Here is a 24,365-nt window from a genome sequence, read left to right on the forward strand (position 1 = left end):
TCGCTAAATAGGCTCGGAATAGGCATCCTCTGGCGTGTTTTCTTTCATAAACGCAATGAACTGGCGGGCAAGGTGGTTCGGCGTGCGCCCTGAAGGCAGTACGAAGCTGGTGTGATAGTGAATTGCCGCATCGAAGGGACGCACCACAATCCCCTCCATTGTAGAACTCAAAATTGGAAATGGGTTCACCAAGGTTACGCCCATCCCTTCCCGGACCAGATCAATGGCGGCCATGTTTGTCGCGGTTTCGGCAACCTGTCGCGGTTGAATGCCGTAACGTGCAAAAATCTGTTCTGTGAGGGCCCGTGTCCCCAACCGCCTCAGGAACGCAACAAGGTCGATCCCTTCAAGATCCCTTGGCGTGATGACGTCCAGATCAGACAGCGGATGACCGATGGGCATGACGCAGACAACCTGACTGCGTCGCCAGGGTTCAACAATGATCCCGGTGCGTTGCGATATCGAACTGGTGACGCCCAAATCATATCGAAGATCCAGGATCCCGCTCAGAAGAGCATCAGACGACTGAATGTCCAGATGCAACTGTTTGCCGGGATTCTGCTTCAGGAAACTCGCAACCTTTGCGATGATAAAATGGTGGGCCAGGGTAGGGGGCACCACAACGCGCAGGGGTTGGCTGTCGGGGGCTACCCAATTCGCCCCCTCAACTTCGGCCAGCGTCTCAAACAGAGGATCCAGTTTTTCGTTCAGTCTGAGCGCCTCGGATGTCGGTTCGATGCGTGCGGACTTTCGGATAAAAAGTGGTCTATCGGCCCGTTCTTCCAGCTGGGTCAAGGCGCGGCTTACTGCAGATTGGGATATTCCAAGCATCCTTGCAGCCCCGACGGTCGTGCCGGTTGTGACGACCGCGCGCAGGGCTTCAAATTCGCGAAGTCTGTGCCGGTGTGAGGGCATTTGACACTTTTCCCTGCTCGAAACTCAGCTCAGACGGTCACGCGCCGACTTGGTCTATCCAAATTTGCATAGTGTTTTTTGTTGGCGATGCACTTTTGATAGTTAACCATTCGCTCAGGCGCAAGAGAAACCGAGAATCGGTTCGGATAAGCGCGCAATCAGAAGGGAGTATTTCCATGAAGAAACTCACAGCTGCCACGGCTGTCACGGCCAGCATTCTCGCTCTCAGCGCCGGCACGGCTTTTGCCGAAAAGCTGACAATTGGTCTGGCCTCCGAGCCCACGGCGATGGATCCGCATTTTCACAACCTTGGCCCGAACAATGCCATGACACTCCACATTTTTGATCGCCTCGTCGATCAAACGGAAGAGCAGGTTCTGGTCCCGGGCCTTGCGGTCTCATGGAAGCCGATTGACGATCTGACATGGGAATTCAAACTGCGCGAAGGCGTAAAATTCCACGATGGGTCCGACTTCAACGCCGATGACGTGGTCTGCACCATCGAGCGCGCGCCAAATGTGCCCAATTCACCGTCCAGCTTTGGCACATACCTCAAAGGCAAGTCGGTCGAGAAAATCGATGAGCTTACAGTCCATTTCACGACGCCCGAACCATATCCGCTGATGCCCAACGATCTCTCAACGATCCGCATCATCTCAAATGAAACGGGGTGTGATGCAGCGACCGAGGACTTCAACTCGGGTGTCGCAGCGGTGGGAACCGGTCCGTTCAAGTTCGTGAGTTATACGCCGGGCGAGTCCATCGTCGTTGAACGCAATGACGATTATTGGGGCACTGTTCCGGTCTGGTCTGAGGTTGAGTTCCGTCCGATTTCGTCCGGGCCCAGCCGCGTGGCCGCACTTCTTGCTGGTGACGTCGATATGATCGCGTCCGTTCCGACGACAGACATCACGACTTTGAAAGCGCGCGACAACTTGGTGATCAGCCAGGGCGTGTCCAACCGGGTCATCTATCTGCACATGGACCAGTTCCGCGAAAACTCGCCTTACGTGAAGGCCAATGGCGGCGGGGATATCAAGAACCCTCTCATGGACCAGCGGGTTCGCAAGGCGATCAGCATGGCGATCAATCGCGATGCGATTGTTGAGCGTGTTATGGAAGGCGTGGCGCTGCCAGCCGGCCAGCTTTTGCCTGACAGCTTCTTTGGTGTGTCGGACAATCTTGAAGTTGTCGCCTACGACCCCGAAGGTGCCAAGGCGCTGTTGGCGGAAGCGGGCTATGGTGACGGGTTCGAAATGACGATCCACGGTCCCAATGACCGCTACATCAACGACGCCAAAGTCGCCGAAGCGGTGGCACAGATGCTCACACGTATCGGGATTAAGACCGCCGTCGAGACGATGCCGCGTTCTGTCTACTTTGGCCGTGCGTCCCGCGGTGCCGAAGGTAATCTGCCAGAGTTCAGCTTTATCCTTGTTGGCTGGGGCGCAGGGTCAAGCGAAGCGTCCTCGCCGTTGAAGTCGTTGATCCACACCTACAACCCGGACAAGGGCTTTGGATCATCCAATCGCGGGCGCTATTCCAACCCGGAAACAGACGCTTTGATCGAAGAAGCACTGCGCACCGTGGATGATGCCAAGCGTGAGGAGCTGCTCGCGCGGGCAACCGAAATCGCGATCAACGACGTAGCGATCATCCCGACCCACTTCCAGGTGAACACTTGGGCCTCAAGAGAGGGCATTCGCTATATTGCGCGTACAGACGAATACACGCTGGCGATGGGTGTCGTGAAAGAATAAGCGCGACGATACTTTCGGGCCGCGCTGTGTCGCGGCCCGTCTCCCATTTTCTCTCTCAAGGCATGATTTGATGACGGTATTTGTGATCCGGCGCCTACTTCAGGCAATTCTTGTTGTGTTCCTGATGTCGGTCATCGTGTTCTTTGGCGTCAATGTCGTAGGGGACCCGGTTCATATGCTGGTGAACCCCGAAGCCGATCAATCAGAGATCGCCGCCACAATCGAACGGCTTGGCTTGGATCGACCCATTTGGGAGCAGTATTTGCTGTTTCTGAAAGGAGCCGTGCAAGGTGATCTTGGAAATAGCTTCATCTTCGGCGAACCCGCGTTGCAACTCATTCTGCAGCACATGCCAGCGACCATGGAGTTGGCTTTCACCGCTCTGACGCTGGCAATCGTCATCGGCATTCCATTGGGGCTCTATGCCGGGCTGTATCCTGACAATGCCATTTCCAAGGGCATCATGGCGGGGTCCATCGTTGGGTTTTCACTTCCGACCTTCTGGGTCGGATTGATGCTGATCATGTTGTTTGCGGTGGAGCTGGGCTGGGTGCCTGCCACGGGGCGCGGCGATCTGGGGTCTTTTCTGGGCATCCAGAGCAGCCTTTTTACGGCTGACGGGCTGAGCCACATTTTCCTACCGGCGCTCAACCTCGCGCTTCTTAAAATCTCTCTCGCCATTCGTCTCACACGGGCGGGTGTGCGCGAAGCGATGGGTCAGGACTACGTCAAATATGCCCGCGCCAAGGGTCTCAAGACCCGGCGCATTATCTTTGTCCATGTGATGAAGAACATCATGATCCCGGTGGTGACCGTGATGGGGTTGGAGTTCGGCAGTCTGATCGGGTTCTCGGTTGTCACCGAAACGATCTTCGCATGGCCCGGCATGGGTAAGTTGCTGATCGACGCGATCCTCCAACTCGATCGTCCGATTGTCGTCGCCTATCTCATGATCATCGTGATGTTCTTCGTTCTGATCAATTTGCTGGTCGACATACTTTACTCGATCCTCGATCCGAGGGTCCGCTTGCAGGATCAGGGCGCATGACTGATATGACGGCCGCCACCCCCGCCACACCGGACGCCGCGAAGGTCGAAACACCGTTTCAACGCTTCCGGTCTGAATTCTTCGAAAGCCGTGTCGCCACCTTTGCGCTCGCGACCTTCGGCGTCATTGTCCTGCTGGCCGTCCTCGCGCCGTGGATCACGCCGCAGAACCCCTATGATCTTGCGCAGGTTGACGTCATGGATGGCCGCCTTGCGCCGGGATCCGAGGCGTTCGCGGGATATACTATGTGGCTTGGCTCAGACGGGGCAGGGCGGGACCTCTATTCCGCGATCCTCTACGGGTTGCGCATTTCCCTGGCCGTCGGGCTGGCCTCCGGGGTCATTGCGCTGTTGGTCGGCACGGTGATCGGCCTTGTCGCAGCCTATGCCGGTGGACGGATCGAGGCGATCATCATGCGGATTGTTGATCTGCAACTGTCCTTTCCCGCATCGCTTGTTGCGTTGATGCTTGTGGCCGCCCTTGGCAAAGGGGTCGACAAAATCATCCTCGCCCTCGTCGTGGCCCAATGGGCCTACTACGCGCGCACGGTGCGGGGGACAGCGCTTGTGGAACGTGGCAAGGAATATGTGGAAGCCGCGCAATGTCTGGGCATCTCCAAAGCCCGCATCGTCTTCCGCCATATCCTGCCCAATTGCATGGCACCGCTGATCGTTGTGGGGACGGTGCAGACCGCCAGCGCGATCTCGCTTGAAGCGACGCTGTCGTTCCTCGGCGTGGGCTTGCCGCAGACCGAACCTTCCCTTGGCGTTCTTATCGCCAACGGGTTCGAATACATGCTGTCGGGAAGGTATTGGATCTCTGTCTTCCCCGGTCTCGCGCTTCTGTTCACCGTGGTTTCAATCAATCTGGTCGGAGACCATTTGCGAGACGTTCTTAACCCGAGGATGCGGAAATGACGAAGGTTCTGGACGTTTCTGGCCTCAAAACGCACTTCTTTACCCGCGCCGGTGTGGTCAAGGCTGTCGACGGTGTCGATTTCTCGGTGTCCAAGGGTGAAATCATGGGACTTGTCGGGGAATCCGGCTCGGGAAAATCCATAACGGGGTTCTCCGTCCTTGGCCTGATTGACCCGCCGGGTCGCATCGTTGACGGGTCTATCAAGTTCAATGGTCAGGAGCTTGCGAACGCCGGCGAGGAGCAATTCCAACGCCTGAGGGGCAACCGGATTTCGATGATCTTTCAGGATCCGATGATGACGCTCAATCCGGTTCTGCGGGTGGATACGCAGATGATCGAGGCGATCCTTGCGCATGAAAATGTGACGCGCCAGGCCGCCTGGGAACGAAGCCGCGACGCACTTGGTCTGGTTGGTATTCCGTCGCCCGAAGAACGCCTGCGGGCCTATCCGCATCAATTGTCGGGTGGTATGCGGCAACGCGTGGCGATTGCGACGGCGTTCCTGAACCAACCCGATCTGATCATCGCCGATGAGCCGACGACGGCGCTTGATGTGACCATTCAGGCGCAGATTATCTATGAAGCGCAACAACTGACCAAACGCACCGGAACCGCGATGGTCTGGATCACGCATGACCTGGCTGTTGTGGCCGGGCTCGTGGACCGGATCTCGGTCATGTATGCGGGACGCATCGTGGAACAGGGCGGCATTGATGATGTGATCGACCGACCGCGCCATCCCTACACAGTCGGTCTGCTTGGGTCCGTTCCAACGGCAAACCGACGCGGCAAGCGCCTGTTTCAAATCGAAGGCATGACACCCAACGTTCTTGATATGCCAAAGGGCTGCGCCTTTGGCCCCCGGTGTCATGCCCGCACCGAGGCCTGCAGGGAAGAGCCCGCGATTGAGGATGTCGATGGACGCCGCTTGCGGTGTTTCAATCCCCAACGCCAGGCAGAGGTGGTGTCATGAGCGTTCCAATCGTTGAAATTCGGGGCGTCTCAAAGCGATTTACCAAACGGCTCGATGTGGCTGGGAAGATTGCTCAGAAGCTGGGCGCGAATGTGCGCGAAGAAACGGTGCATGCCGTCGATGATGTCTCGCTTGCCATTCAACCGGGAGAGGTTCTGGGGCTGGTGGGCGAATCCGGTTGCGGAAAGTCCACGCTTGGCCGTGTTGTCGCCGGCATCCATGCCGCGAGTGACGGGCAGATGTTCTACCAAGGAAAGGACTTGGCCACGATCACAGGTGCTGAAAAGCGCGCGGCAACTCTGGCGATCCAAATGATCTTCCAAGACCCGTTTGCCAGCCTCAACCCCCGGATGCGTGTGGAGGAAATCATCGGCGAAGCGCCGCAATTGCACGGCATCGTCAGCAAATCCGAGCTGTCGGATTATGTCGATGACGTGATGCGCAAGGTTGGCCTCGATCCCTCGCTCAAGAAACGCTACGCCCACCAGTTTTCGGGGGGCCAGCGCCAGCGGATCGGCATTGCACGCGCGTTGGCAGTAAAACCGAAATTCCTGGTCTGTGACGAGGCCATTGCCGCGTTGGACGTGTCGATCCAGGCGCAGGTGATCAACCTGTTCATGGATCTGCGCGAAGAACTTGGCCTCACATATCTGTTCATCAGCCATGATCTCAGCGTGGTCGAGCACATCGCCGATCGGGTCGCGATCATGTATCTGGGCCGCATTGTCGAATCCGCGACGACCGAAGAGCTTTTCTCGAACCCGCGCCACCCCTACACCAAAGCGCTTCTTGCCGAAGCGCCGAGACTGGATCAGCGACGCCGCGACTTTGCGCCGATCAAGGGTGAAATCCCGTCACCCCTCGATCCACCACCCGGCTGCACGTTTCATCCGCGCTGCCCCGTGGCCACTGCGGACTGCCGCAAGACAGTTCCCGTTTTGCAAACAGGCCGTGACGGGCGTGAAACAGCTTGCCTGCTTGAACATACCGAAACCGTATAAATCTACCGGAGTCTGAACGTGAAAAACACTGACCCCATCTGGGACCATGTCGACCGCCACCGTGATGCCTTCACTGATCTGTCAGACCGCGTCTTTGACACACCCGAAACCTTGTACAAAGAGGTTAAATCAGTCGCCGAACACAAGCGTATGCTTGAAGAACAGGGGTTCAGGATCACCGAGAACGCGGCGGGCATCCCGACAGCCGTGGTTGGTGAAGCCGGTGACGAAGGGCCGGTCATTGCGATCCTTGGTGAATTTGATGCGTTGCCCGCGCTCAGTCAAGCGCCGGGCGTGGCCAGTCACCAACCGCTTGAGGAGGGCGGCAACGGGCATGGGTGCGGGCATAACCTTCTGGGGGCTGCGGCGCTGCTGGCTGCCACGGCCGTCAAAGACTGGATGGCGGAAAACGGCATCAAGGCGCGCGTGCGCTATTATGGGTGCCCGGCAGAAGAGGGCGGTGCTGCCAAAACCTACATGGTTCGTGAAGGCCTGTTTGACGATGTGGACGCGGCGATTTCCTGGCATCCGGCGACATTTACCGGCGTGAACGCAGCCAATTCGCTGGCCAATACACGCATTGATTTCACCTTTCACGGCAAAGCCGCCCATGCTGCCGCTGCACCGGAACTTGGTCGATCAGCCCTTGATGCGGTCGAGTTGATGAACATCGGCGTCAACTACATGCGCGAACACATGCCCGACAATGCGCGGGTCCATTATGCCTATCTGGATGCGGGGGGTGTTGCGCCCAATGTCGTGCAGGCCAAGGCGACCGTGCGCCAGTTGATCCGGGCGCAAAGCTTGCCTGAGCTTTATGATCTCATTGCCCGGGTACGCAAAATCGCCGACGGCGCGGCGCTGATGACAGAAACACAAGTGACCTCTCAGGTGTTCTCGGGCGTGTCCAACCTGCTGGGCAACCGCGCGCTGGAAGAAACGATGCAGCGCGAGCTTGAGAAGCTGGGGCCTGTGCCCTTTGACGCCGATGATGAGGTCTTCGCGCGCGAAATCCAGACAACACTCACGGATGCCGACATCGCGGCAACGTTCAAACGTATCGGGGCCAAGCCGAAAAAGGGACTGGCGCTGTGTGATTTCGTAGCGCCGCTGGATCGCCACAGTGATGGGGGCGAAGGCTCAACGGATGTGGGCGATGTCAGCTGGGCGGTGCCAACGGTGCAAGCGCGCGTCGCAACCTGCGCCATCGGCACGCCGTTTCATACCTGGCAAACCGTGGCACAGGGCAAGACTCCGGCGGCGCATAAGGGCCTGATCTACGCGGCCAAAGCGATGGCGGCGACGGCCTGTCGTTTGGTTGAAGACCCGTCTCTGATCAGTGCCGCAAAAACCGTGCATCAGGACCATCTGGAAGAGACGCCCTATACCTGCCCGATCCCCGACGACGTGCATCCCCCGGTGTGAGATCCGCACCATGACCCGCACAGGGGCCATCGACGCCGTCTCAGACTATTTCGACGCCGGCCAGTTCGTGTCCGATTTGGCCGAGCTTGTTGCGCATGAGACCGAAAGCCAGACGCCGGAACAGGCAAAGGCGCTTCCGCGTTACTTGGCAAAAGCGCTCGTTCCACGGCTTGAGGCGCTGGGGTTTGATTGTACGATCCACGCAAATCCGGTTGTGGGCGCTGGTCCCATTTTGGTGGCCGAGCGGATCGAAGATGATGCATTGCCCACACTCCTGTCCTACGGCCACGGCGACGTCATCCGCGCGCAGACCTATCAGTGGCGGGACGGCTTGCATCCGTTCCGGCTGGTCGAAGAAGGCGACCGCCTCTATGGGCGCGGCACGGCGGACAATAAGGGCCAGCACCTGATCAATATCGCAGCGCTCACGTCGGTGTTGCAGACAAGGGGCGCCTTGGGATTCAACTGTCGGTTTCTGGTTGAGATGGGCGAAGAAATGGGCTCTCCGGGCCTCGCTGCGTTTTGCGAAGCTCACAAAGACGCGCTTGCCGCCGACGTCCTGATCGCGTCGGATGGCCCGCGCCTGCAACCGGACACGCCAACACTGTTCATGGGCGCGCGCGGCGGGGTGTCCTTCGATCTGGTGGTTGATTTGCGCGACGGCGCGCACCATTCGGGAAACTGGGGCGGCTTGCTGGCAGATCCGGCGATGATCCTTGCCCAAGCTTTGTCTGTCATCACAGATGCACGCGGCCAAATTCGGGTGCCGGAATGGCGGCCCACCAGCCTGACCGATGACATTCGCGCAGCCCTGCGCGACCTGCCTGTCGACGGGGAGACCGGTCCAAGCATTGACCCCGATTGGGGCGAAGAAGATCTGACCCCGGCAGAGCGCGTGTTCGGCTGGAACAGTTTTGCCGTTCTCGCGATGAAAAGCGGCGTGCCCGAAGCACCGGTCAACGCCATCTCTGCGCGCGCGGTCGCGGCGTGCCAGCTCCGCTATGTTGTGGGCACCGATCAGGCTGACATCCTGCCATCCCTGCGCCGTCATCTGGATGCGCACGGGTTCACAGCCGTTGAGATTGCTCCGCATGACCGCGGTTTTTTCGATGCAACCCGTCTGCCACCGGGTCACACTTGGGTGACGTTTGTGGCGCGGTCAATACAGGAAACCTCGGGCAAAGCCCCGCATATCCTGCCCAATCTGGCAGGCTCTCTGCCAAACGAAGTTTTCGCCGATATTCTGGGACTGCCCACCGTTTGGGTGCCGCACTCCTACCGCGCCTGTTCGCAGCATGCGCCCAACGAGCACCTGTTGAAACCTGTGGCGCGGGACGCGCTCAGGCTGATGGCAGGGCTGTTCTGGGACATCGGTGCGGGGAAAACCCCTGTTCGAGGGTAGGGAATAACCAATGCATCGCCGACGGGCGACGGCATTCTGCAGCGCCGCAGATTGATCGCCACACGTGTTCAGATCAGGCGGCGCTACTAACGAAAACCATGTTCTTAAATCGGGGCAGGGATAATCTTAGTCTCGTGCCCTGATCCAGAAGACAATCCCAACGGCCAAAGCGCAGGCAACAAGCCCGTGCTGCGAGAGGTGGTCCTAGGTTCTAGACCACTTCGGTCAGACCGCGATAGGCTCTCGCAACAGCGGGCGTGTCAGGCACGTGGGGCCTCCTTCACACCCGATGCAAAGTGCATCGCCGCGAAACAGACGGACATTGATACCCGCGTCCACAAGTGCGGCGTGTGTTTCGGGCAGACCGTCTAGCATGATGCATTCGCCAGGGGCGGTGGCCAGAACATTTGTGCTGAGCGCTCCGCTTTGCTCAAACTCGGCAAACGGGGCCTCGATAAGGTCAAAGCCCTTGTCGTTGAGCAACTCAAGCAATCCGACAGGCAACAACGGCATGCACACCAACGCGGTTTTTGTATCAACCAGACTGATCAGTGACATCAGATGCAGGCAGGCTTCGGCGCCCGTATACACAGGCAAATCAAAGACATGCGTATCGATTTTGAGGTCCGCCATGATGTCCCGGATCTGGCCTGCGCCCACAGTGTTGGTCCGAAACCCGCGGCCGATGATCAGCGTCTCGTCATCCAGCCACAGGGTATCGCCCGCCTCAGCGCGCCCGGTGCCGGTGATGGCCCCAACAATCGGAATGTCATGCGCGTCGTAAAAGGCACGGTGCAGGTGTTGTTCGCCTGCGCGCAGCACTTTGCCGGGGGACATCAGGATCGCGCCTGCCGGCGTCACCAAGGACGCATCATAGGTGAACACGGCATCCGCAATGCCGCCGTCATCCTCTGCCATCCAGAAAATTTCAACCCCTGCATCGGTCAACGTTTTCACAAAAGCCGCATGGTTTTCTGCGACCAGATCGGACTTGAACTCCGGACCATAGTGCCAAACCGCAGGGTCCGCGTTGATCAGGGATGCACTTGGCTTTCTCACCGCAACTTTCCGCAGCGGCGCTGTCATGGAAGAGACACGATACATCATTCGTTGCCCTGAACCCGATCAAGATGATCGGCGTCCACGTCGCACAAGCCAAGCGCATCTTTCGTGCTGATCGCCGTGCAGAATTCGCCGTGCAGACTTGCGATGGCCATGTTGTGGACCAGGTCAGGATCATAGTCCTGACCGTCATGGCCGATGCTGTTCATCGTGGCGCAGGCGTCGTGCACCAGGTAGGTGTCGAACCCCATATTGCCTGCCATGCGCACCGTTGTTTCGACACAGATATTCGTGAAATATCCCACAACAACAAGGCGTTGGATGCGCGCGCGGCGCAGATCAAGCTCTAGCGATGTTCCGATAAATCCACTGTTCACGGACTTTTCGACAACGATGTCACCGGCTTGGGTTTCCATACCGTCAAGCTGCTGACCGCTTTCCAGTGACAGTTTGAGAGGCGAGCCGTCTTCGATTGAATCGTGCTTTGTAAAGGCCACCTGCCGACCGGAGGGGCGCCATTTGTTCAGGATCGAGATGATGTTGGATTCGGCGTCCAGATTGTTCCGTCTGCCGGTTGGGCCACCGTAATACGCGGTGTCATTGATGCCCTTCTGGACGTCGATCAAAAGCAGTGCGGTGGACGCGTCAAATTTCGAAATCATGTTTCTCTCCTCGTTGCGTTTCTGTACGTGCTATACACATGTATAGTCAATGCAATCTTGCGGTAGAAAGACACCGGCACATGGTTCAACAAACCCCACGCGACATGCCTTTGGGCCGCGCCAAACTGATCGACGCGGCACTGTCGTGCATGGCCAATTTCGGTCAGGACGGCACAACCGTGCGCGTGATTGCCGATCATGCCGGTGTGACACCCGGGCTGGTCAAACACCACTTTGGCAGCAAAGAAGGTCTGCTGGTCGAAACCTATCGCCATCTGAATGAACGCACGGTGACCCGCATTTCGAACGCGCTGCACCTTTATCCCAACGACGTTGGTGCCGCCTTGGAAAGCGTGATCCAGGCTCTGTTCCCAAGCGATTTGTCAGATGTGCGAAAAATGCGGGTTCTGGTGGCGTTTTGGGGACTTGTTCTGACCAACCCGCGATTTGCAGAGGTGCAGGCCGAAACCAATGCACAAACGCGGCGGCTGCTTTGTGACCTCATCGCCCAACATAGCAGCGATCCCGATGCGACAGACGATGTTGCGGACGGGATCATCGCGATAACGGACGGTTTATGGCTTGAATGCTGCATGAATCCCGGGCGGATGACGCCGGAAAAAGCTGTGCAAATCGCCACCAAACTGGCCCGGGGCATCTTGCGAATTGATCGCGCCTAAGACCGTCTTACCCAGGTGACGATCTGGTGTAGGTCCTGACGTCACCCACTGTTTTTCGCCCGACGACCAAACCGACCATGGCCGCGCCGATCCCCCGCTTCAGGCCTGCTTGCGGACAGATTTTGTATTTGTTGACAGAATCGAGAAACTCCATATTGTTTCATATAAAGATATTTGCGTTCCGTAAAACGATACAACTGGATAGAAAGCCATGACTTTGGCCGCCCGACATCTGGCCTATGATTGCACCGGCACCGGTGCGCGCGTGGTTCTGCTTCATCCCATCGGGCTGGATCGTCGATTTTGGGCGCGGATGGCGGACGAACTGAAGGGTGAGCTTGAGCTGTGCGCCTTCGATCTTCCGGGACACGGCACCAGTCCAATCACGGATGGGTCCGTCAGTATTGAGGGGCTGGCCGCAGCGGTTGAGGATACGATGCGCACCGATGGGCTTGGCCCCGCGATTGTGGTCGGATGCTCTCTTGGCGGCATGATTGCGCAGGCATTGGCAACCCGCGCGCCCGACCTTGTGCGGGGCCTCGTTCTGGCCAACACAAATTTCACCCAGACAGAACAGGGACGCGCTGCCATGCGCCAGCGCGCAGCAGAGGCGCGCAAGGGGATGAACGCCGTTGTGGACACCTGTCTGGAACGGTGGTTTGCGCCGGACGTCGCTGCGGCGGATCCCAAGGGTATGGCCCTGATCCGCGAGATGCTTCTGGCCGGTGATCCGGACGTTCATGCACGCTGCTGGGAGGCGATTGGTAATCTCGATCTTGGCGCGGTGCTGCCGACGATTACAGTGCCGTGCCTTGTCGTTGCAGGTGGTGACGACCGCTCCATTCCCGCCGAAAAATCCCGTGCCTTGGCCGGACTTTTGCCGCGCGCAACCCTGCACACAATTGAAGGTGCGGGTCATTTGACGCCGTTCGAACGCCCGGCGGACTTTGCCGAATTGCTCCGGCACTTCGCCCTGAAGCTTGCCGATGAACAAATGGAGGAGACCTGAAAAACATGGCTGAGAAACCTCTCTCCGTGGCGCTGATCGGCGCTGGAATGGGTGGCCTTGCAGCCGCTGCAATGCTGTTGCGCAAGGGGCAGGATGTCACTGTCTATGAACAGGCACCGGCCTTTACACGGCTTGGCGCGGGCATCCAGCAGGGGCCAAACACCGTCAAGGCGCTGCGCGGTATCGGGCTTGAGCAACGGCTGCGCGATGTGTCCTTTCGCCCGGAGATGACGCGCTACCGGGATGCGGCAGACGGGACAATCCGCTGGGAGCGGCTTCAAGGCGATACGTATGAGGAGAAATACGGCGCGCCGCAGCTGCTGTTACACCGGGCCGAGCTGCACAGCGCGCTCGCCTCGAAGGTACCCGAGACGTATATCAAGCTGGGCAAGACCCTGACCGGGTTTGCACAGGGTGACGATGGCGTACGGATGGACTTCGCCGATGGCACCAGCGCCGAGGCGGATGTGATGATCGCGGCAGACGGGGTGCATTCTGTTGTGCGCGATGCGGTCGCTGGCCCCGGCGAGCAGCGCTATACCGGGCGCGTCGCATATCGCACCACCTTTCCCGCCAGCCTGATGAACGGGCGCGAGATTGAGGCCTCGACCAAGTGGATGGCCGACGACCGCCATATCGTCATCTATTACCTGAACGAGGCGCGCGACGAGATCTATTTCGTCACCAGCACACCCGAGCCGGATTACAGCATCGAGTCTTGGTCAACCACCGGCGATATGGACGAGCTGCGCCGCACCTATGCGGGGTTCCACGAGGAAGTGCGCGCCGTGCTCGACGCGTGTCCGTCGGCGCATAAATGGGCGCTGGTGTCACGTGAACCGCTGCCCACATGGCACAAAGGACGCGTCGCGCTTTTGGGCGACGCCTGCCATCCGATGACCCCCTACATGGCGCAGGGCGCGGGCATGGCCATCGAGGACGCGGCGATCCTCGCGCGCTGTCTTGAGGGCGCCGGGCAGGGTGACATCACACCTGCGCTGGCAAAATACGAAGCGATCCGCAAGCCGCGCGCCAGCTGGATTCAGGCCGCATCCGGCACCAACGATATCGACCAGTTCCGGCGCGAACAGGACAAGGTGTTTTCCTATGACGCCTGGACCGCGCCGCTTGACATACCGGGCTGAGCCACAGCCACCCCCAGACGTTTTCCGAAAAGGACCGACACATGAGCTTTAATTCCATGATGACAGGCACGCTGGAATATCTCCGCCGTCCCATCCTCGCCAATGTGACCGAAGGCATGAAAGTGCTTGTCGTGACCGACACGGCCCATGATCCGCGCGTCTGGCAGGCGATCATGTCGATCCTGTCGGAACTCAAAGCCGACGCCACGCTCGCGCTGTTTGATCCGCGCCCGGCGGATTATTACGACCCGCCCGCCGCTGTCTGCGAGGCAATGCAGAAGGTCGATCTGAACATCCTGCTGGCTTCAACGGGGATGCTGCACGCCCATGCCAATTCCGATGCGATGAACGCCGGTGTTCCGGTGCTGTGCATGGACGGTGGCATGACGCTTGAAATGTTCCAGTCGGGTGCGGTGACCGAGGATCAGAAAGAAATGGCGATGCGGCAGTACTACGTCGCCAACAACATCTTCGGCAAAGACGCGAAGACCTGTCGTGTGACGTCGAAATACGGCACCGATTTCACCTATTCAGTGGAAAACCGCATCTTCATTCCCAACCCTCCGGGCGACGATTTTGTGCCTTACAAGATCCAGAATGTGTCGAAGGTGCAGAACCGCAAATCCAACATGCTGCGGTTTCTTTTCCCCAACGGCGAATTCAACGTGCCGCCGGTCGAGTTCACCGCCGAAGGCAAGCTGGTTTTCGATCTGTGTATGCACCAAACGGGGCGGCTGTATGACCCGATTGAACTGACGGTCGAAAAGGGCCGCATCGTGGGAATCGATGGCGGGGCAGAGGCGCATTTCCTGCGCAATTATCTTGCCGAATACGGCGATGAGAACGCCTATATCTGCCCGGCAGAGGCGTCTGTCGGGATCAACTCCAAGGCACTGGTGCGCGGCATCCAGCGCGAGGACAAGAATGTGCTTGGCACCATGCATTTCGGGCTGGGCACCAATGTGGATGTGGGTGGTTCGATCCTGTCGAACATTCACCTCGACGGCGTCATCCTTGAACCAACGCTGTATGTCGATGGCGACAAGCGGATGGAGCGGGGGCAGTTCCTGCGCCCCATCGACCGTCTGATGGACGACCCCGCGCCTGCCAAGACCCTTGCGACGGCGGAAGGGGAGTAGAGGTCGATGGCAAGATACTGGCCCGTTCTGTCAGCATCGGCGCTGATGCTTGCGATCATGTGGATCGCCTCGCAAAGCTTTGATCCGTTCGTCTTTCCACCCTTGCCCGCGATTGCTGCGGCGTTCTGGAAGATCATTACCACGCAATATGATGAGGTTGCGGTCACGCTTCTGCGGTACCTTGTTGCCTTTGCAATGGCGATCTTTTGCGGCTGGCTTGTCGGGCTATTGATGGGCGCGTTTCGGCAAACCTTCGGGCGCTTCATGCAGGCGTTCATTTCCATTGTTCAGGCGGTTCCAGCCCTGGCCTGGATCCTGTTTGCCGTGCTGTGGATGCAATCGGTCGAGGCACGGATCGGCTTTGTCACCTTCATCATCGCATTCCCGTTCTTCGTGATCGCCGTTTACGAAGGCGTGCGGGATATGGATCGCGATATTCTTGAAGCCATTGAGCAGTTTCGCCCGAACCGGATGCAGACCCTGCGCATTCTGCTGCTGCCGCAATCGGTGACACACCTCATCATCGCCATGCGCTCAACGGCGGCAATGACTCTCAAGCTTATGGTGTTGGCCGAAGTGCTGGCCGCCAATAACGGTATTGGCCGGGCGATGGCCACCGCACAGTCGAATTTCAGCATCGACGCGCTGTTTGCCTGGGCATTCCTTCTGGTTCTTCTCAACTTTGTGCTGATCCGCATCATCAGCCAGATTGAAAAACGCGCCCTGCGCTGGCGTGCGGAGGCGGTTGTCCGATGACCGGTTCAAATACGATTGTCGATTTCGACACGGTGCATCACGCGTTCGGCGACAATATCGCGATCGAGCGGTTCAACTTCAAGATCCACCGGGGTGAACGGGTCGCCATTCTGGGCCGAACGGGCGCCGGAAAATCGACCATTCTTAATCTGCTTGTCGGAAATTTCGCGCCAACGTCGGGGACCGTGCGGATCGACGGGATTGACCCGTTTGTCCAGCACAAAAGCCTGCGGGGCGTGATCGGTATGGCCTACCAGGCACCCCGCCTTCTGCCCTGGCGCACCGCCGTGCAAAACGTGGCCGTGGGACAGGAAATTGCAGGTGTGGCGAAGGAAAAGCGCGAGGCGAATGCCCGCCTCTGGCTCGACAAGATGCATCTTGAGGATGCGTATGATCTTGTTCCAAGCCAGCTTTCCGGCGGGATGCGCCAGCGTGTGTCGCTGGCCCGTGCCTTTGCCATCGACCCCGCGCTGGTGCTGCTGGATGAAAGCTTTTCGGCGCTTGATGAAGTGACCGCGCGCGTATTGCGAGAGGATTTCATCAAGGTTGCCGAGGAAGAAAGCAAGACGGCGATGATCGTGACCCACAATATCGAAGAGGCCTTTCAAATGGCCCATCGGGTCATTCTTCTGGGGCGACCCGCGCGCATTCTTGCGGAATATCACACCGCAAACGAGCCAAAAGTCGGCACCACGGAGTTCACCGTCCTGCGAGAGCAGATCCGCGATCTGATGCTGTCGCCCGAGGGCGGCATCTCTGCCTATGACTGATGCCAGACGGGCACAAAAAACCAATCAAAGTCCAACCTGAGGAGATTACAATGCTGAAATCAATCCTTCGCAAGGCCGCCATCCCAATGGCCGCCGCCGCGCTGCTGGCCGGATCGCTATCAAGCGTCCAGGCCGCCGATGCGGTGAACGTCACCATCGGGGAATACATCCCTTCAAGCACACCGTCGGTGGTGTCGATGCCACTGTCGCTTCTGGGGGAACGCGCGGATCTTCAGGAGAAACACGGGATCAATGTGGACCTCGTCGAGTATTCAAACCTCAGCGCGCTTTATTCCGATCTGGCGCTCGGTCGGGTCGAAGTGTCGCTGACCGGACCGGCAACGCTTGCCACGCTCTCTGCCAAAGGCGCGCCGCTTGCGCTTGCGGGCACCATCGGGCGTGCGACGAATGCGATCCTGAGCAACGGCAAATCCTGGGATGCCGAAACCCTCAAGGGAAGCCGTCTGGTTGCACAGACAAGTTCGTCAAGCTGGACCGTTGTTCAGGCGATCATCGAACGGAACTTCGGCCTGAAAGCCGGCGAGGATTATGAAGTGATCAACAGCGACAGCACCGCTGCAGCCGCACTTCAGGTGGCCGCAGAAAAGGCGGATTTCGCCATTGTCCGGGCCGAGCAGGTTCTGCTGGCGCTGAGCAAGTTTGACAACCTTCAGATGGTGGCCGACCCCAAGGCGCTTGGCCGCGAAGAAGGTGTTGCGGATTGGGGCTATATCCTGAGCTACAACCACGAACAGCAGGACGCCGCGACCATGGAAAAACTGATGGCGGCCTTGGCTGAAGTCGGTGACTGGATGGATGCCAACCCAGCCGAAGTCGAGACACGCGCCGTTGCCGCAGGGCGGGAGCCCGGCATCGCGGAGGCGTTCCTGACCACCGGTCTGTTCCAGCTTGACGTGCGCACGGCCGCAGAGGCCAAGGAAAGCCTTATGGCGGATTACGATCTGCTGAAGAGCGTCGGCTATCTTGCAGGCGACCTGCCGGATACCGTTTTCCCGAAGTAACTACCTGACAGGCCCGATGGTCTGACAAAAATACGGAGCGGGCCCGCGATGCGTGGCCCGCTCCTTTTTCGTTTCCAATGATACCAGGCTGATCGTGCTTGCCGGGCGGCAGGATGTGCGGCCCGGCAGCGGTCGATAGAGTTCAGGAGTTCCCGCCCGCAGGGGCGGTTTCCTGAAGGTGCGGGATATTCTGCGCCTCACGGCCGGTAAATTCGCTCAGCTCGTAAATATGGCGGATATCGGTGTAGTCGCGATAACCCATCCGCGCGAGCGGTTGCAGACGCAGGATGTCGATGCGGCCATCGTCAGTGATAACGTCGTCGTCGATATGGATGCCGATCACTTCACCAATCAGCACATCAGCCCGCGCGCTTGGCGCGTTGCCCGGCACTTCGGTATGCTGGATCAAACGGCATTCGAACTGGACCGGGGACCCAACCACGCGACGCGGGCGCACATGCACTGCATCGGTGTAGTCGATGCCGATCTCGTCGAACTCGTCAATTTCCGGCGGCAGGTCGCGCGAAGACCCGACGACAAGCTCGCGTTGGGCAAAGGTCGCCATGTTCCAGACGAACTCTTTCGTTTCCAGAATATTGGCGGCAGTGTCGCGCGGCTTGCCGTTGTCCTGGCTGTTGACCGCAATCATGATGGTGGGCGGATCCCAGGTGATGTTCTGAAACTGGCTGAACGGCGCAAGATTATGGATGCCATCCGCGCTGATCGACGACACCCAGCCGATAGGGCGGGGGACGCAGCATGACTTGAACGGGTTGAAAGGAAGCCCCGACGTTTCGGTGTCCGGCGAGTAGAACATATGTTGACCTCTTTGTAGGCGTGGCGTGCGTTGGGATTATTCGGCGGCGTGGCCCCGGCCTGTCAGACGCGCAACCGACTGGCGGTATTCCGTCTCAAGCCCGTCCACGACTTCGGCGACCGACGTGACGTCCTTGATCGCCCCGACCCCTTGGCCGCTGGCCCAGGTGTCGACCCAGTTGCGGTTCTTGAGCGACCGGTTGCTGTCATAGTTGCGTTTCGGAGTCGTGGGCAGGTTGTCGGGATCAAACCCGGCGGCGACAAGCGATGGTTTGAGCCAGCTTGCCGGTGTTCCGGTGATACCGCTGCTGACCACGATGTCGTCGATGGTGCAGTCAACAAGCATCTGCTTGTATTCGGGTTGCGCCTTGCTTTCGGCGGTCGGAATGAAACGGGTGCCCATATAGACAAGATCGGCACCCGCCGCGATGGCGCCTGCAACGCCGTAGCCATCAGCAATGCCGCCCCCCAGCACAATGATGCCGTCGAAAAATTCGCGGATCGCGCTGACAAAGGCAAAAGGCGACAGCGTGCCAGTATGCCCACCCGCGCCGCTGCTGACGCAGGCCAGCCCATCCGCCCCGGCGGCCACCGCCTTTTTCGCCAGCGTCAGGTTGATCACATCGGCCAGCACGATTCCGCCATAGCTGTGCACCACTTCGATCACTGGTTTGGGGCTGCCCAGTGCGGTGATGACGATGGGGGGCTGGTACTTTTCGACCAGCGCAAGATCTTCGGGCAATCGCGTGTTGGTCGAATGGGTCATCAGGTTAGCAGCCCACGGTCCAATCACCGCATCAGGATCAGCAGCGCGTGCCTCGGCCAGACCGTCTGTGATGGTGCGCATCCAGTCATCCAGCACGTCAATCGGGCGGGCATTCGGGGTTGGAAAGGCACCGATGATCCCGGCCTTGCAGGCGGCCAACACCATTTCCGGGCCCGAGATCAAGAACATCGGCGCAGCAACAACAGGGATGCGCAGGTCGGTCAGTAGTTTGTGGGACATGGAATACCCTTTGGCTTCAAGGTGTTTTTGCGGCTCTGATGCAGCCATCTGTCAAGAGGTGGTCGATCTCGGCTGTGGTCAGGCCGGTTTCGCGCAGGATTTCTGCGCTGTGCTGGCCAATGTCCGGCATCTGGAGCGCCCCTTCCCGGTCTGACCACGGGGCGGCTCCGGGCAGTCGGACCAGTGGGCATGTTCCGAATTCGGGAAGATCGACTTTCTGAACAAGGTCCAGAGCGACGGTTTGCGGTGTGTCGATAAACGCGCCGATGTCGCGTACGGCGCTGGCCATCGTCCCGCCATCCGACAGCACACCCTCCCATTCAAGCGCGGTGCGGCCTTTCAAGCTGCGCGCGATCTCGGCCCGAAGCGCTTCTGCATGCTCGGCCCGCGCCGCAGGTGTGGCGAACCGCGCGTCTTGGGGCAGGTCGTCGCGCTTAAGGTTCTTGCACAGCCGCTCGAACTCTCCCGGCTTGAACACGGCGAGCATGAGCAACCCGTCATCTGTTGGATATTCCCCCGTAGGCGGGGCAAATTGCGCGGCAGAGGCCTGACCATCGCTCAGGACATGGCCGGTGATGCGCGGCGACAGAAACGCGGCCATTGCTCCAAGAAGCGAAATGTCGATATGCGCGCCGCGATTGAACCGTAGCCGCCCGATGATCGCGCTACTGATCGCCTGATAGGCGTAAAGGCCGGTGATCTGGTCGGCAAGAACCACGTTACGGGTTCTTTGTGGTGTGCCATCCTCAGAAGCGTTCAATGTCATCCAGCCGGAAAATGCCTGCATGATCTGGTCTATGACGCCGCGCTTGCCCAAAGGTCCGGTGCTGCCAAAGCCAGAGATTGACGCATAGATCAGGTCAGGGCGGTCGGCCGACAGTGTTGCGTGATCAAGGCCGAATTTTGTCACAACGCCGGGGCGAAAGCTTTCGATGACGATATCGCAGCTGGCGGCGATGCGGCGGGCAAGGGCGGCACCGTCGGGATGCTTGAGATCAATCGCCAGCGACCGCTTTCCGATATTTACCGTGATCGACGCAGGCGTATGGCCCCGAAAGCGATTGCGTCCCGCGCGCAGCCAATCGCCCTCCGGTGGCTCGACCTTGATGACATCGGCCCCCTGCGCGGCAAGCATCATGGTGCAGTAGGGGCCGGCAACGCCTTGGCTCAGATCGAAAACCCGCAGTCCGGACAGCGGTTGTTCGGTGGTGCTCATGGGGGCTCCGTTGATTGGGTTGATAGAGGGGTTTGGGTGGGCACAATGCGCGGTTACGCGTCGGTCCCGGCCAGAAAATCAAGAACCAACCGGCGGTATTCCTCGGGCTTTTCCGCAAAGGCGTAATGCCCGGCATCCTCGATCACGTGCAGCGTGCTGCCCGCCACCATTTCCTGCATCAGCTTCATCCCGTCCGCCGTACAGGCGGGGTCCTCGCGTCCGGCGATCATCAGGGTTGGTGTCTTGAGCTCTGCAAGGGCAGGGCGGCCGTCATAGCTGCCGATCGCACGGATCGATGTGGCGAAGGTTTCGGTCTTCATCGACAGAACAACCTCGAACACCTTGTCGACCAAGGGGCCAGAGGCATTCTTGCCCATCATGCTGGCGATCATCGGCATGGCGTAGTCACGCACGCTCATGCCATTTTCAATCGGGGCCAGACGCTCTTTCATGTAGCGTTTCTGGTCTTCGGGTGTCCGGGCAGCAAAGCCGCGTGATCCGGCGGACAGGATCAACCCATCAATCAGCGGTTCGCGATTGGCAAGATACGGCCCGATCAACGCGCCCATCGAATGCCCAAGCAGATAGTTCTTTGGCCCGGCTTCCTTTTGAACCATGGCCTGCGCGGCTTCGGCGAACCGTTCGATTGTGGCCGGTTCAACCGGGGCAGAGGTGCCGTAACCGGGGCAATCCCACACCACGACCCGGTATCCGGCCTTTGCAATATGGTCAGCGAAGTCTTCAAAATACCGTCCGTCACCATACGCGCCGTGAAGCACGAAAAGGGTTTTCTCACCAGATCCGGAGATGCGGTAATGGGGAAGTTCGGATGTCATGTCAGGCTCCTTCGGAAACGGGAAATTGTGCAGCGGCCCAGTCTGTCAGGGCGGTGGCAAGGCTTTGGGGTTGTTCAGCGGGCAGCATGTGACCTGCCTGCGCGACGATCACCTGAGCGGCCCCAAGACGTTCGGCCATCTGGGTCTGACGCTCTGTCGGGATCACAACGTCATGGTCGCCGGTCACGATCAGAACCGGCTTGCCGCATGACGCCAGCAGTGCGCCACGGTCGGGTCGCGCGGCGCTGGCGCGTTGATGGGCGGCGAACCGCGCGGCGCCGTAGCCGGTCAGCGCGGCGGCGCGCTCTGCCATCAGGTCGGGGCGGCCTGCGTTGTCGGGGTGATAGGCGCGGGCCGAGGCCTTGTCGGCCAGGTCTGCATATGCGCCCGCTTCGGCCTGCTGCGCCTTGTCTTCGCGGCCTGCGGCGGCGGTTGCGCTATCGGACCAATCATTTGAATTGACCAGTACGACCCCGTTAACCCGCTCGGGCGCGGCGGCCAAAATGGCCAGCGCGACGTAGCCGCCGAAGGAATGGCCGACGACAACGAAACGCTCTGGCGCGTCGGCAAGGACGGCCTGTGCGATCTGGTCGACATCGGGCAGCGCCGGAAGGTCTACCGCCTTTGCCGCGTGTGCGGAGGGCATGTGGCGGCGCGTGCCATCGAACGTGGCGGCGGTATTATTGATGCCGGGCAGAAGCAGAAAGTGCATGGCGTCCCTCCGATGTAAGCAAAAGTCCAGTTTGGGCTACATCATTGGGTGTTTAATGTCAAAAGTTACATATAGCGCCATCTACCAAGTGTCATTGAGGCCTCTGACGGCGTGATGCGGGCTTTCCGGCGCGCTTTGCTCAATGTTCTTGCGTCGACATTTGCGGGCTCACTGGCGGGGTGGGAAGCGATTCTCTGTGGTGCGAAAGGGGGATTTCGTTATATAAAATTGGTGAAGGTCAGGGTATATCACGCTCACTTTAGTTCAATTTTTTGAGCATCGACTCGGCGCTTTTGCGAGGAGATCCGCTGGTAATCTGCTCATGTGCCCCTGCTATTGTGCGTCTGGTATCGCCCGCTTCCCATGCGGTATCACATTGAATTTATACAAATTTGGTAGTGGGTAGGGGCGCGTTCCTTTAGGCGTTCGTCTCATTAGATGTCGGCTATATATATAATTATTGATACATAAATCCCAGCTTCAGTATGGTGCGTGCAAGTTTCATATGCCATCGAGAAGGGCTGTCATGTTAGAAATTCATGCCAAACTGAACGTCACCGTGCCGGAAGACACCGATAATCCATATCTCAAGGGATTGTTCACGCCGGTGGACACCGAATACACGGCGGACACCGACAGTCTTCAGGTCATCGGTGAGATCCCCAAAGATCTCGAAGGCATGTATGTGCGCAACAGCCACAACCAGATGCACGCGCCAATGGGCACCTACCACCCGTTCGATGGCGACGGGATGGTGCATGCGATCCGCTTTGAAAATGGCAAGGCCACGTATCGCAACCGCGTGATCAAGACCGTTGGCTACCTGGCCGAACAGGCGATGGGTGGCAAATCCCTCTGGCCCGGGATGCTGGAGCCGCACAAAGCGGAATTCCGCGGCTGGGGTGCGATGGGCACGATGAAGGACAATGCGGGCGTTGATGTGATGGCGCACGCGGGTAAGCTGGTGGCCTCGATGTCGCAATGCGGTGAGCCCTATCACCTGGACATGGACACGCTTGAAACCAAGGGTGTGCATTCCTGGGGCAAACTGCTTCAGCCCTTTGGCATCTGCTCGCATTTCAAGGTCGACAATGACACCGGCGAAATGATGTTCTTCAACTTCGGCGAGACGTATCCGTATATGCATTACGGCGTTGTTGGCCGCGACGGTCAGCTGGCGCATTTTGAACCCATCGAACTGCCGGGGCCGCGTTGGCCGCATGACATGGGGATCACCAAGAACTACTCGATCCTGCATGATCTGCCCTACCACTTTGACCCCGAGCTGTTGGCCAAGGGCCAGCGCAAACTGACCTTCTTCAAGGAACAGCCCGCCCGCTTTGGCATCGTTCCGCGTTACGGCAACAACACCACGATCCGCTGGTTCGAGGCCAAGCCGTGCTTCCTGCTGCATCTGTCGAACTGTTTCGAAGACGGCGACGAGGTGGTCATGGATGGGTGTATCCAGCGAAAGCCGGGCAAGCCCGAGGTGGGTGAGCAGGGTGAGGATGCACATGACCGCATCCGCAAGCATCTCGACAAGCACCGGACGGGGACGCACATGTATCGCTGGAGGTTCAACCTCAAGACCGGGCAAACCACCGAGGAAAACCTTGACGACGAAGTCTCGGAATTCCCGGTTGTCGCAAATGATATCGTTGGAAAGCCGTACAAATACAGCTTTAACACCCTGTTCAAACCCGGTGACTGGCACATGGCGGGGATCAAGAAATACGACCTGCAAAGCGGCAGTGACCAGCGCTATGAATACGGTGAAAACCGGTTCGGCAGCGAACCTGTCATCGCCCTGCGTCCCGGCGCAACTGAAGAGGATGATGGCTATCTGCTGACCTTCCTCACGGATATGAATGAAAATCGTTCTGAATGCCTGATCATGGATGCCCGCGATATTGCGGCGGGTCCGATTGCGCGGGTGTTCCTGCCTGCGCGCATCACCAACGGCACCCATGCGACCTGGGTGGAGGCCGACCGCATGGAAGGCGAACGCGAGATCGCCTGACGGTTTCCCGCACCGCCAGGGGTTCCTTTGGCGGCGCGGTGATCTGGATGCTTTATTTCGATCAATAGGATG

23 protein-coding genes are annotated in these 24,365 nt (G+C 59.0%); 15 read left to right on the forward strand and 8 right to left on the reverse strand.

The annotated features are described in order from the left end of the window. Positions 1 to 3: 3 nt before the first annotated feature. Entirely contained in the window at positions 4 to 915 is a 912-nt protein-coding gene (locus MWU54_RS12455; RefSeq protein ID WP_247084216.1) for a LysR family transcriptional regulator, read from the reverse strand. A gap of 176 nt (positions 916 to 1,091) precedes the next feature. On the opposite strand from MWU54_RS12455, the gene MWU54_RS12460 reads away from it, so the two are divergent. The 7 genes from MWU54_RS12460 (at position 1,092) to MWU54_RS12490 (ending at position 9,442) form a co-directional block, all read left to right on the forward strand. Continuing rightward, positions 1,092 to 2,675, forward strand: a complete 1,584-nt coding sequence (locus MWU54_RS12460) for an ABC transporter substrate-binding protein (RefSeq protein WP_247084217.1) — start codon at positions 1,092 to 1,094, stop codon at positions 2,673 to 2,675. Between the two features lie 82 nt (positions 2,676 to 2,757). Continuing rightward, on the forward strand, positions 2,758 to 3,723 hold the full coding sequence (locus MWU54_RS12465; protein ID WP_348647651.1) for an ABC transporter permease: 966 nt from the start codon (positions 2,758 to 2,760) through the stop codon (positions 3,721 to 3,723). Continuing rightward, entirely contained in the window at positions 3,720 to 4,640 is a 921-nt protein-coding gene (locus tag MWU54_RS12470; protein ID WP_247084219.1) for an ABC transporter permease, read from the forward strand. Before MWU54_RS12465 ends, MWU54_RS12470 begins: the two co-directional genes overlap by 4 nt. Then, a complete protein-coding gene (locus MWU54_RS12475) occupies positions 4,637 to 5,614 on the forward strand; it encodes an ABC transporter ATP-binding protein (RefSeq protein WP_247084220.1) in 978 nt (325 codons plus the stop codon). Before MWU54_RS12470 ends, MWU54_RS12475 begins: the two co-directional genes overlap by 4 nt. Further along, positions 5,611 to 6,615 (forward strand): oligopeptide/dipeptide ABC transporter ATP-binding protein, encoded by a 1,005-nt coding sequence (locus tag MWU54_RS12480; protein WP_247084227.1) that lies wholly within the window; start codon positions 5,611 to 5,613, stop codon positions 6,613 to 6,615. Before MWU54_RS12475 ends, MWU54_RS12480 begins: the two co-directional genes overlap by 4 nt. 18 nt (positions 6,616 to 6,633) lie before the next feature. Continuing rightward, positions 6,634 to 8,040, forward strand: coding sequence for an amidohydrolase (locus MWU54_RS12485; protein ID WP_247084229.1), 1,407 nt, complete (start codon positions 6,634 to 6,636; stop codon positions 8,038 to 8,040). Between the two features lie 10 nt (positions 8,041 to 8,050). After that, complete coding sequence (locus MWU54_RS12490; RefSeq protein WP_247084231.1) at positions 8,051 to 9,442, forward strand: M20 family metallopeptidase; 1,392 nt, start codon at positions 8,051 to 8,053, stop codon at positions 9,440 to 9,442. A gap of 225 nt (positions 9,443 to 9,667) precedes the next feature. On the opposite strand, the gene MWU54_RS12495 is transcribed toward MWU54_RS12490, so the two are convergent. Beyond that, positions 9,668 to 10,501, reverse strand: a complete 834-nt coding sequence (locus tag MWU54_RS12495) for an arginine deiminase family protein (protein ID WP_247084233.1) — start codon at positions 10,499 to 10,501, stop codon at positions 9,668 to 9,670. Between the two features lie 44 nt (positions 10,502 to 10,545). Continuing rightward, a complete protein-coding gene (locus MWU54_RS12500) occupies positions 10,546 to 11,166 on the reverse strand; it encodes an isochorismatase family protein (RefSeq protein ID WP_247084235.1) in 621 nt (206 codons plus the stop codon). An 80-nt stretch (positions 11,167 to 11,246) separates the two neighbouring features. Between MWU54_RS12500 and MWU54_RS12505 the strand changes: the two genes are divergently transcribed. The 7 genes from MWU54_RS12505 (at position 11,247) to MWU54_RS12535 (ending at position 17,687) form a co-directional block, all read left to right on the forward strand. Continuing rightward, positions 11,247 to 11,846, forward strand: a complete 600-nt coding sequence (locus tag MWU54_RS12505) for a TetR/AcrR family transcriptional regulator (protein WP_247084237.1) — start codon at positions 11,247 to 11,249, stop codon at positions 11,844 to 11,846. A 211-nt stretch (positions 11,847 to 12,057) separates the two neighbouring features. After that, positions 12,058 to 12,855, forward strand: coding sequence for an alpha/beta hydrolase (locus MWU54_RS12510; RefSeq protein WP_247084239.1), 798 nt, complete (start codon positions 12,058 to 12,060; stop codon positions 12,853 to 12,855). A gap of 5 nt (positions 12,856 to 12,860) precedes the next feature. Then, positions 12,861 to 14,000: an FAD-dependent monooxygenase gene (locus MWU54_RS12515; protein WP_247084241.1), complete on the forward strand. Its 1,140-nt coding sequence runs from the start codon at positions 12,861 to 12,863 to the stop codon at positions 13,998 to 14,000. Positions 14,001 to 14,041: 41 nt separating this feature from the next. Beyond that, positions 14,042 to 15,139, forward strand: coding sequence for a hypothetical protein (locus MWU54_RS12520; RefSeq protein WP_247084243.1), 1,098 nt, complete (start codon positions 14,042 to 14,044; stop codon positions 15,137 to 15,139). A 6-nt stretch (positions 15,140 to 15,145) separates the two neighbouring features. Beyond that, the gene (locus MWU54_RS12525; RefSeq protein ID WP_247084245.1) at positions 15,146 to 15,895 is read left to right on the forward strand and encodes an ABC transporter permease subunit; all 750 of its coding nucleotides are present in this window, start codon (positions 15,146 to 15,148) and stop codon (positions 15,893 to 15,895) included. Next, positions 15,892 to 16,665, forward strand: a complete 774-nt coding sequence (locus MWU54_RS12530; protein ID WP_247084247.1) for an ABC transporter ATP-binding protein — start codon at positions 15,892 to 15,894, stop codon at positions 16,663 to 16,665. Before MWU54_RS12525 ends, MWU54_RS12530 begins: the two co-directional genes overlap by 4 nt. 50 nt (positions 16,666 to 16,715) lie before the next feature. Further along, entirely contained in the window at positions 16,716 to 17,687 is a 972-nt protein-coding gene (locus tag MWU54_RS12535) for a PhnD/SsuA/transferrin family substrate-binding protein (RefSeq protein ID WP_247084257.1), read from the forward strand. A gap of 142 nt (positions 17,688 to 17,829) precedes the next feature. Here the strand turns inward: MWU54_RS12535 and MWU54_RS12540 are convergent, their stop codons facing one another. From MWU54_RS12540 to MWU54_RS12560, 5 genes are read right to left on the reverse strand one after another with little or no spacing between them, the layout of a single operon-like run. After that, entirely contained in the window at positions 17,830 to 18,504 is a 675-nt protein-coding gene (locus MWU54_RS12540) for a flavin reductase family protein (protein ID WP_247084259.1), read from the reverse strand. 36 nt (positions 18,505 to 18,540) lie between these two features. Further along, positions 18,541 to 19,509 (reverse strand): nitronate monooxygenase, encoded by a 969-nt coding sequence (locus MWU54_RS12545; protein ID WP_247084261.1) that lies wholly within the window; start codon positions 19,507 to 19,509, stop codon positions 18,541 to 18,543. 16 nt (positions 19,510 to 19,525) lie between these two features. Further along, a complete protein-coding gene (locus MWU54_RS12550; protein WP_247084263.1) occupies positions 19,526 to 20,725 on the reverse strand; it encodes a CoA transferase in 1,200 nt (399 codons plus the stop codon). A gap of 53 nt (positions 20,726 to 20,778) precedes the next feature. Continuing rightward, on the reverse strand, positions 20,779 to 21,561 hold the full coding sequence (locus MWU54_RS12555) for an alpha/beta hydrolase (RefSeq protein ID WP_247084265.1): 783 nt from the start codon (positions 21,559 to 21,561) through the stop codon (positions 20,779 to 20,781). Between the two features lies 1 nt (position 21,562). Continuing rightward, the gene (locus MWU54_RS12560; protein WP_247084267.1) at positions 21,563 to 22,273 is read right to left on the reverse strand and encodes an alpha/beta hydrolase; all 711 of its coding nucleotides are present in this window, start codon (positions 22,271 to 22,273) and stop codon (positions 21,563 to 21,565) included. A 526-nt stretch (positions 22,274 to 22,799) separates the two neighbouring features. On the opposite strand from MWU54_RS12560, the gene MWU54_RS12565 reads away from it, so the two are divergent. Beyond that, the gene (locus MWU54_RS12565; protein WP_247084269.1) at positions 22,800 to 24,293 is read left to right on the forward strand and encodes a carotenoid oxygenase family protein; all 1,494 of its coding nucleotides are present in this window, start codon (positions 22,800 to 22,802) and stop codon (positions 24,291 to 24,293) included. Positions 24,294 to 24,365: the final 72 nt, after the last annotated feature.

It is taken from the genome of Marivita sp. S6314 (genome assembly GCF_023015985.1).
Classification (GTDB): Bacteria; Pseudomonadota; Alphaproteobacteria; order Rhodobacterales; family Rhodobacteraceae; genus Marivita.

Excerpts from the sequence above, each read along its gene's own strand:
- MWU54_RS12565 (WP_247084269.1), top strand. The coding sequence starts at position 22,800 with ATGTTAGAAATTCATGCCAAACTGAACGTCACCGTGCCGGAAGACACC.
- MWU54_RS12550 (WP_247084263.1), bottom strand. The coding sequence starts at position 20,725 with ATGAGCACCACCGAACAACCGCTGTCCGGACTGCGGGTTTTCGATCTG.
- MWU54_RS12510 (WP_247084239.1), top strand. The coding sequence starts at position 12,058 with ATGACTTTGGCCGCCCGACATCTGGCCTATGATTGCACCGGCACCGGT.
- MWU54_RS12520 (WP_247084243.1), top strand. The coding sequence starts at position 14,042 with ATGAGCTTTAATTCCATGATGACAGGCACGCTGGAATATCTCCGCCGT.
- MWU54_RS12460 (WP_247084217.1), top strand. The coding sequence starts at position 1,092 with ATGAAGAAACTCACAGCTGCCACGGCTGTCACGGCCAGCATTCTCGCT.
- MWU54_RS12515 (WP_247084241.1), top strand. The coding sequence starts at position 12,861 with ATGGCTGAGAAACCTCTCTCCGTGGCGCTGATCGGCGCTGGAATGGGT.
- MWU54_RS12480 (WP_247084227.1), top strand. The coding sequence starts at position 5,611 with ATGAGCGTTCCAATCGTTGAAATTCGGGGCGTCTCAAAGCGATTTACC.
- MWU54_RS12455 (WP_247084216.1), bottom strand. The coding sequence starts at position 915 with ATGCCCTCACACCGGCACAGACTTCGCGAATTTGAAGCCCTGCGCGCG.
- MWU54_RS12525 (WP_247084245.1), top strand. The coding sequence starts at position 15,146 with ATGGCAAGATACTGGCCCGTTCTGTCAGCATCGGCGCTGATGCTTGCG.
- MWU54_RS12530 (WP_247084247.1), top strand. The coding sequence starts at position 15,892 with ATGACCGGTTCAAATACGATTGTCGATTTCGACACGGTGCATCACGCG.
- MWU54_RS12555 (WP_247084265.1), bottom strand. The coding sequence starts at position 21,561 with ATGACATCCGAACTTCCCCATTACCGCATCTCCGGATCTGGTGAGAAA.
- MWU54_RS12500 (WP_247084235.1), bottom strand. The coding sequence starts at position 11,166 with ATGATTTCGAAATTTGACGCGTCCACCGCACTGCTTTTGATCGACGTC.
- MWU54_RS12540 (WP_247084259.1), bottom strand. The coding sequence starts at position 18,504 with ATGTTCTACTCGCCGGACACCGAAACGTCGGGGCTTCCTTTCAACCCG.
- MWU54_RS12545 (WP_247084261.1), bottom strand. The coding sequence starts at position 19,509 with ATGTCCCACAAACTACTGACCGACCTGCGCATCCCTGTTGTTGCTGCG.
- MWU54_RS12535 (WP_247084257.1), top strand. The coding sequence starts at position 16,716 with ATGCTGAAATCAATCCTTCGCAAGGCCGCCATCCCAATGGCCGCCGCC.
- MWU54_RS12470 (WP_247084219.1), top strand. The coding sequence starts at position 3,720 with ATGACTGATATGACGGCCGCCACCCCCGCCACACCGGACGCCGCGAAG.
- MWU54_RS12505 (WP_247084237.1), top strand. The coding sequence starts at position 11,247 with ATGGTTCAACAAACCCCACGCGACATGCCTTTGGGCCGCGCCAAACTG.
- MWU54_RS12490 (WP_247084231.1), top strand. The coding sequence starts at position 8,051 with ATGACCCGCACAGGGGCCATCGACGCCGTCTCAGACTATTTCGACGCC.
- MWU54_RS12475 (WP_247084220.1), top strand. The coding sequence starts at position 4,637 with ATGACGAAGGTTCTGGACGTTTCTGGCCTCAAAACGCACTTCTTTACC.
- MWU54_RS12560 (WP_247084267.1), bottom strand. The coding sequence starts at position 22,273 with ATGCACTTTCTGCTTCTGCCCGGCATCAATAATACCGCCGCCACGTTC.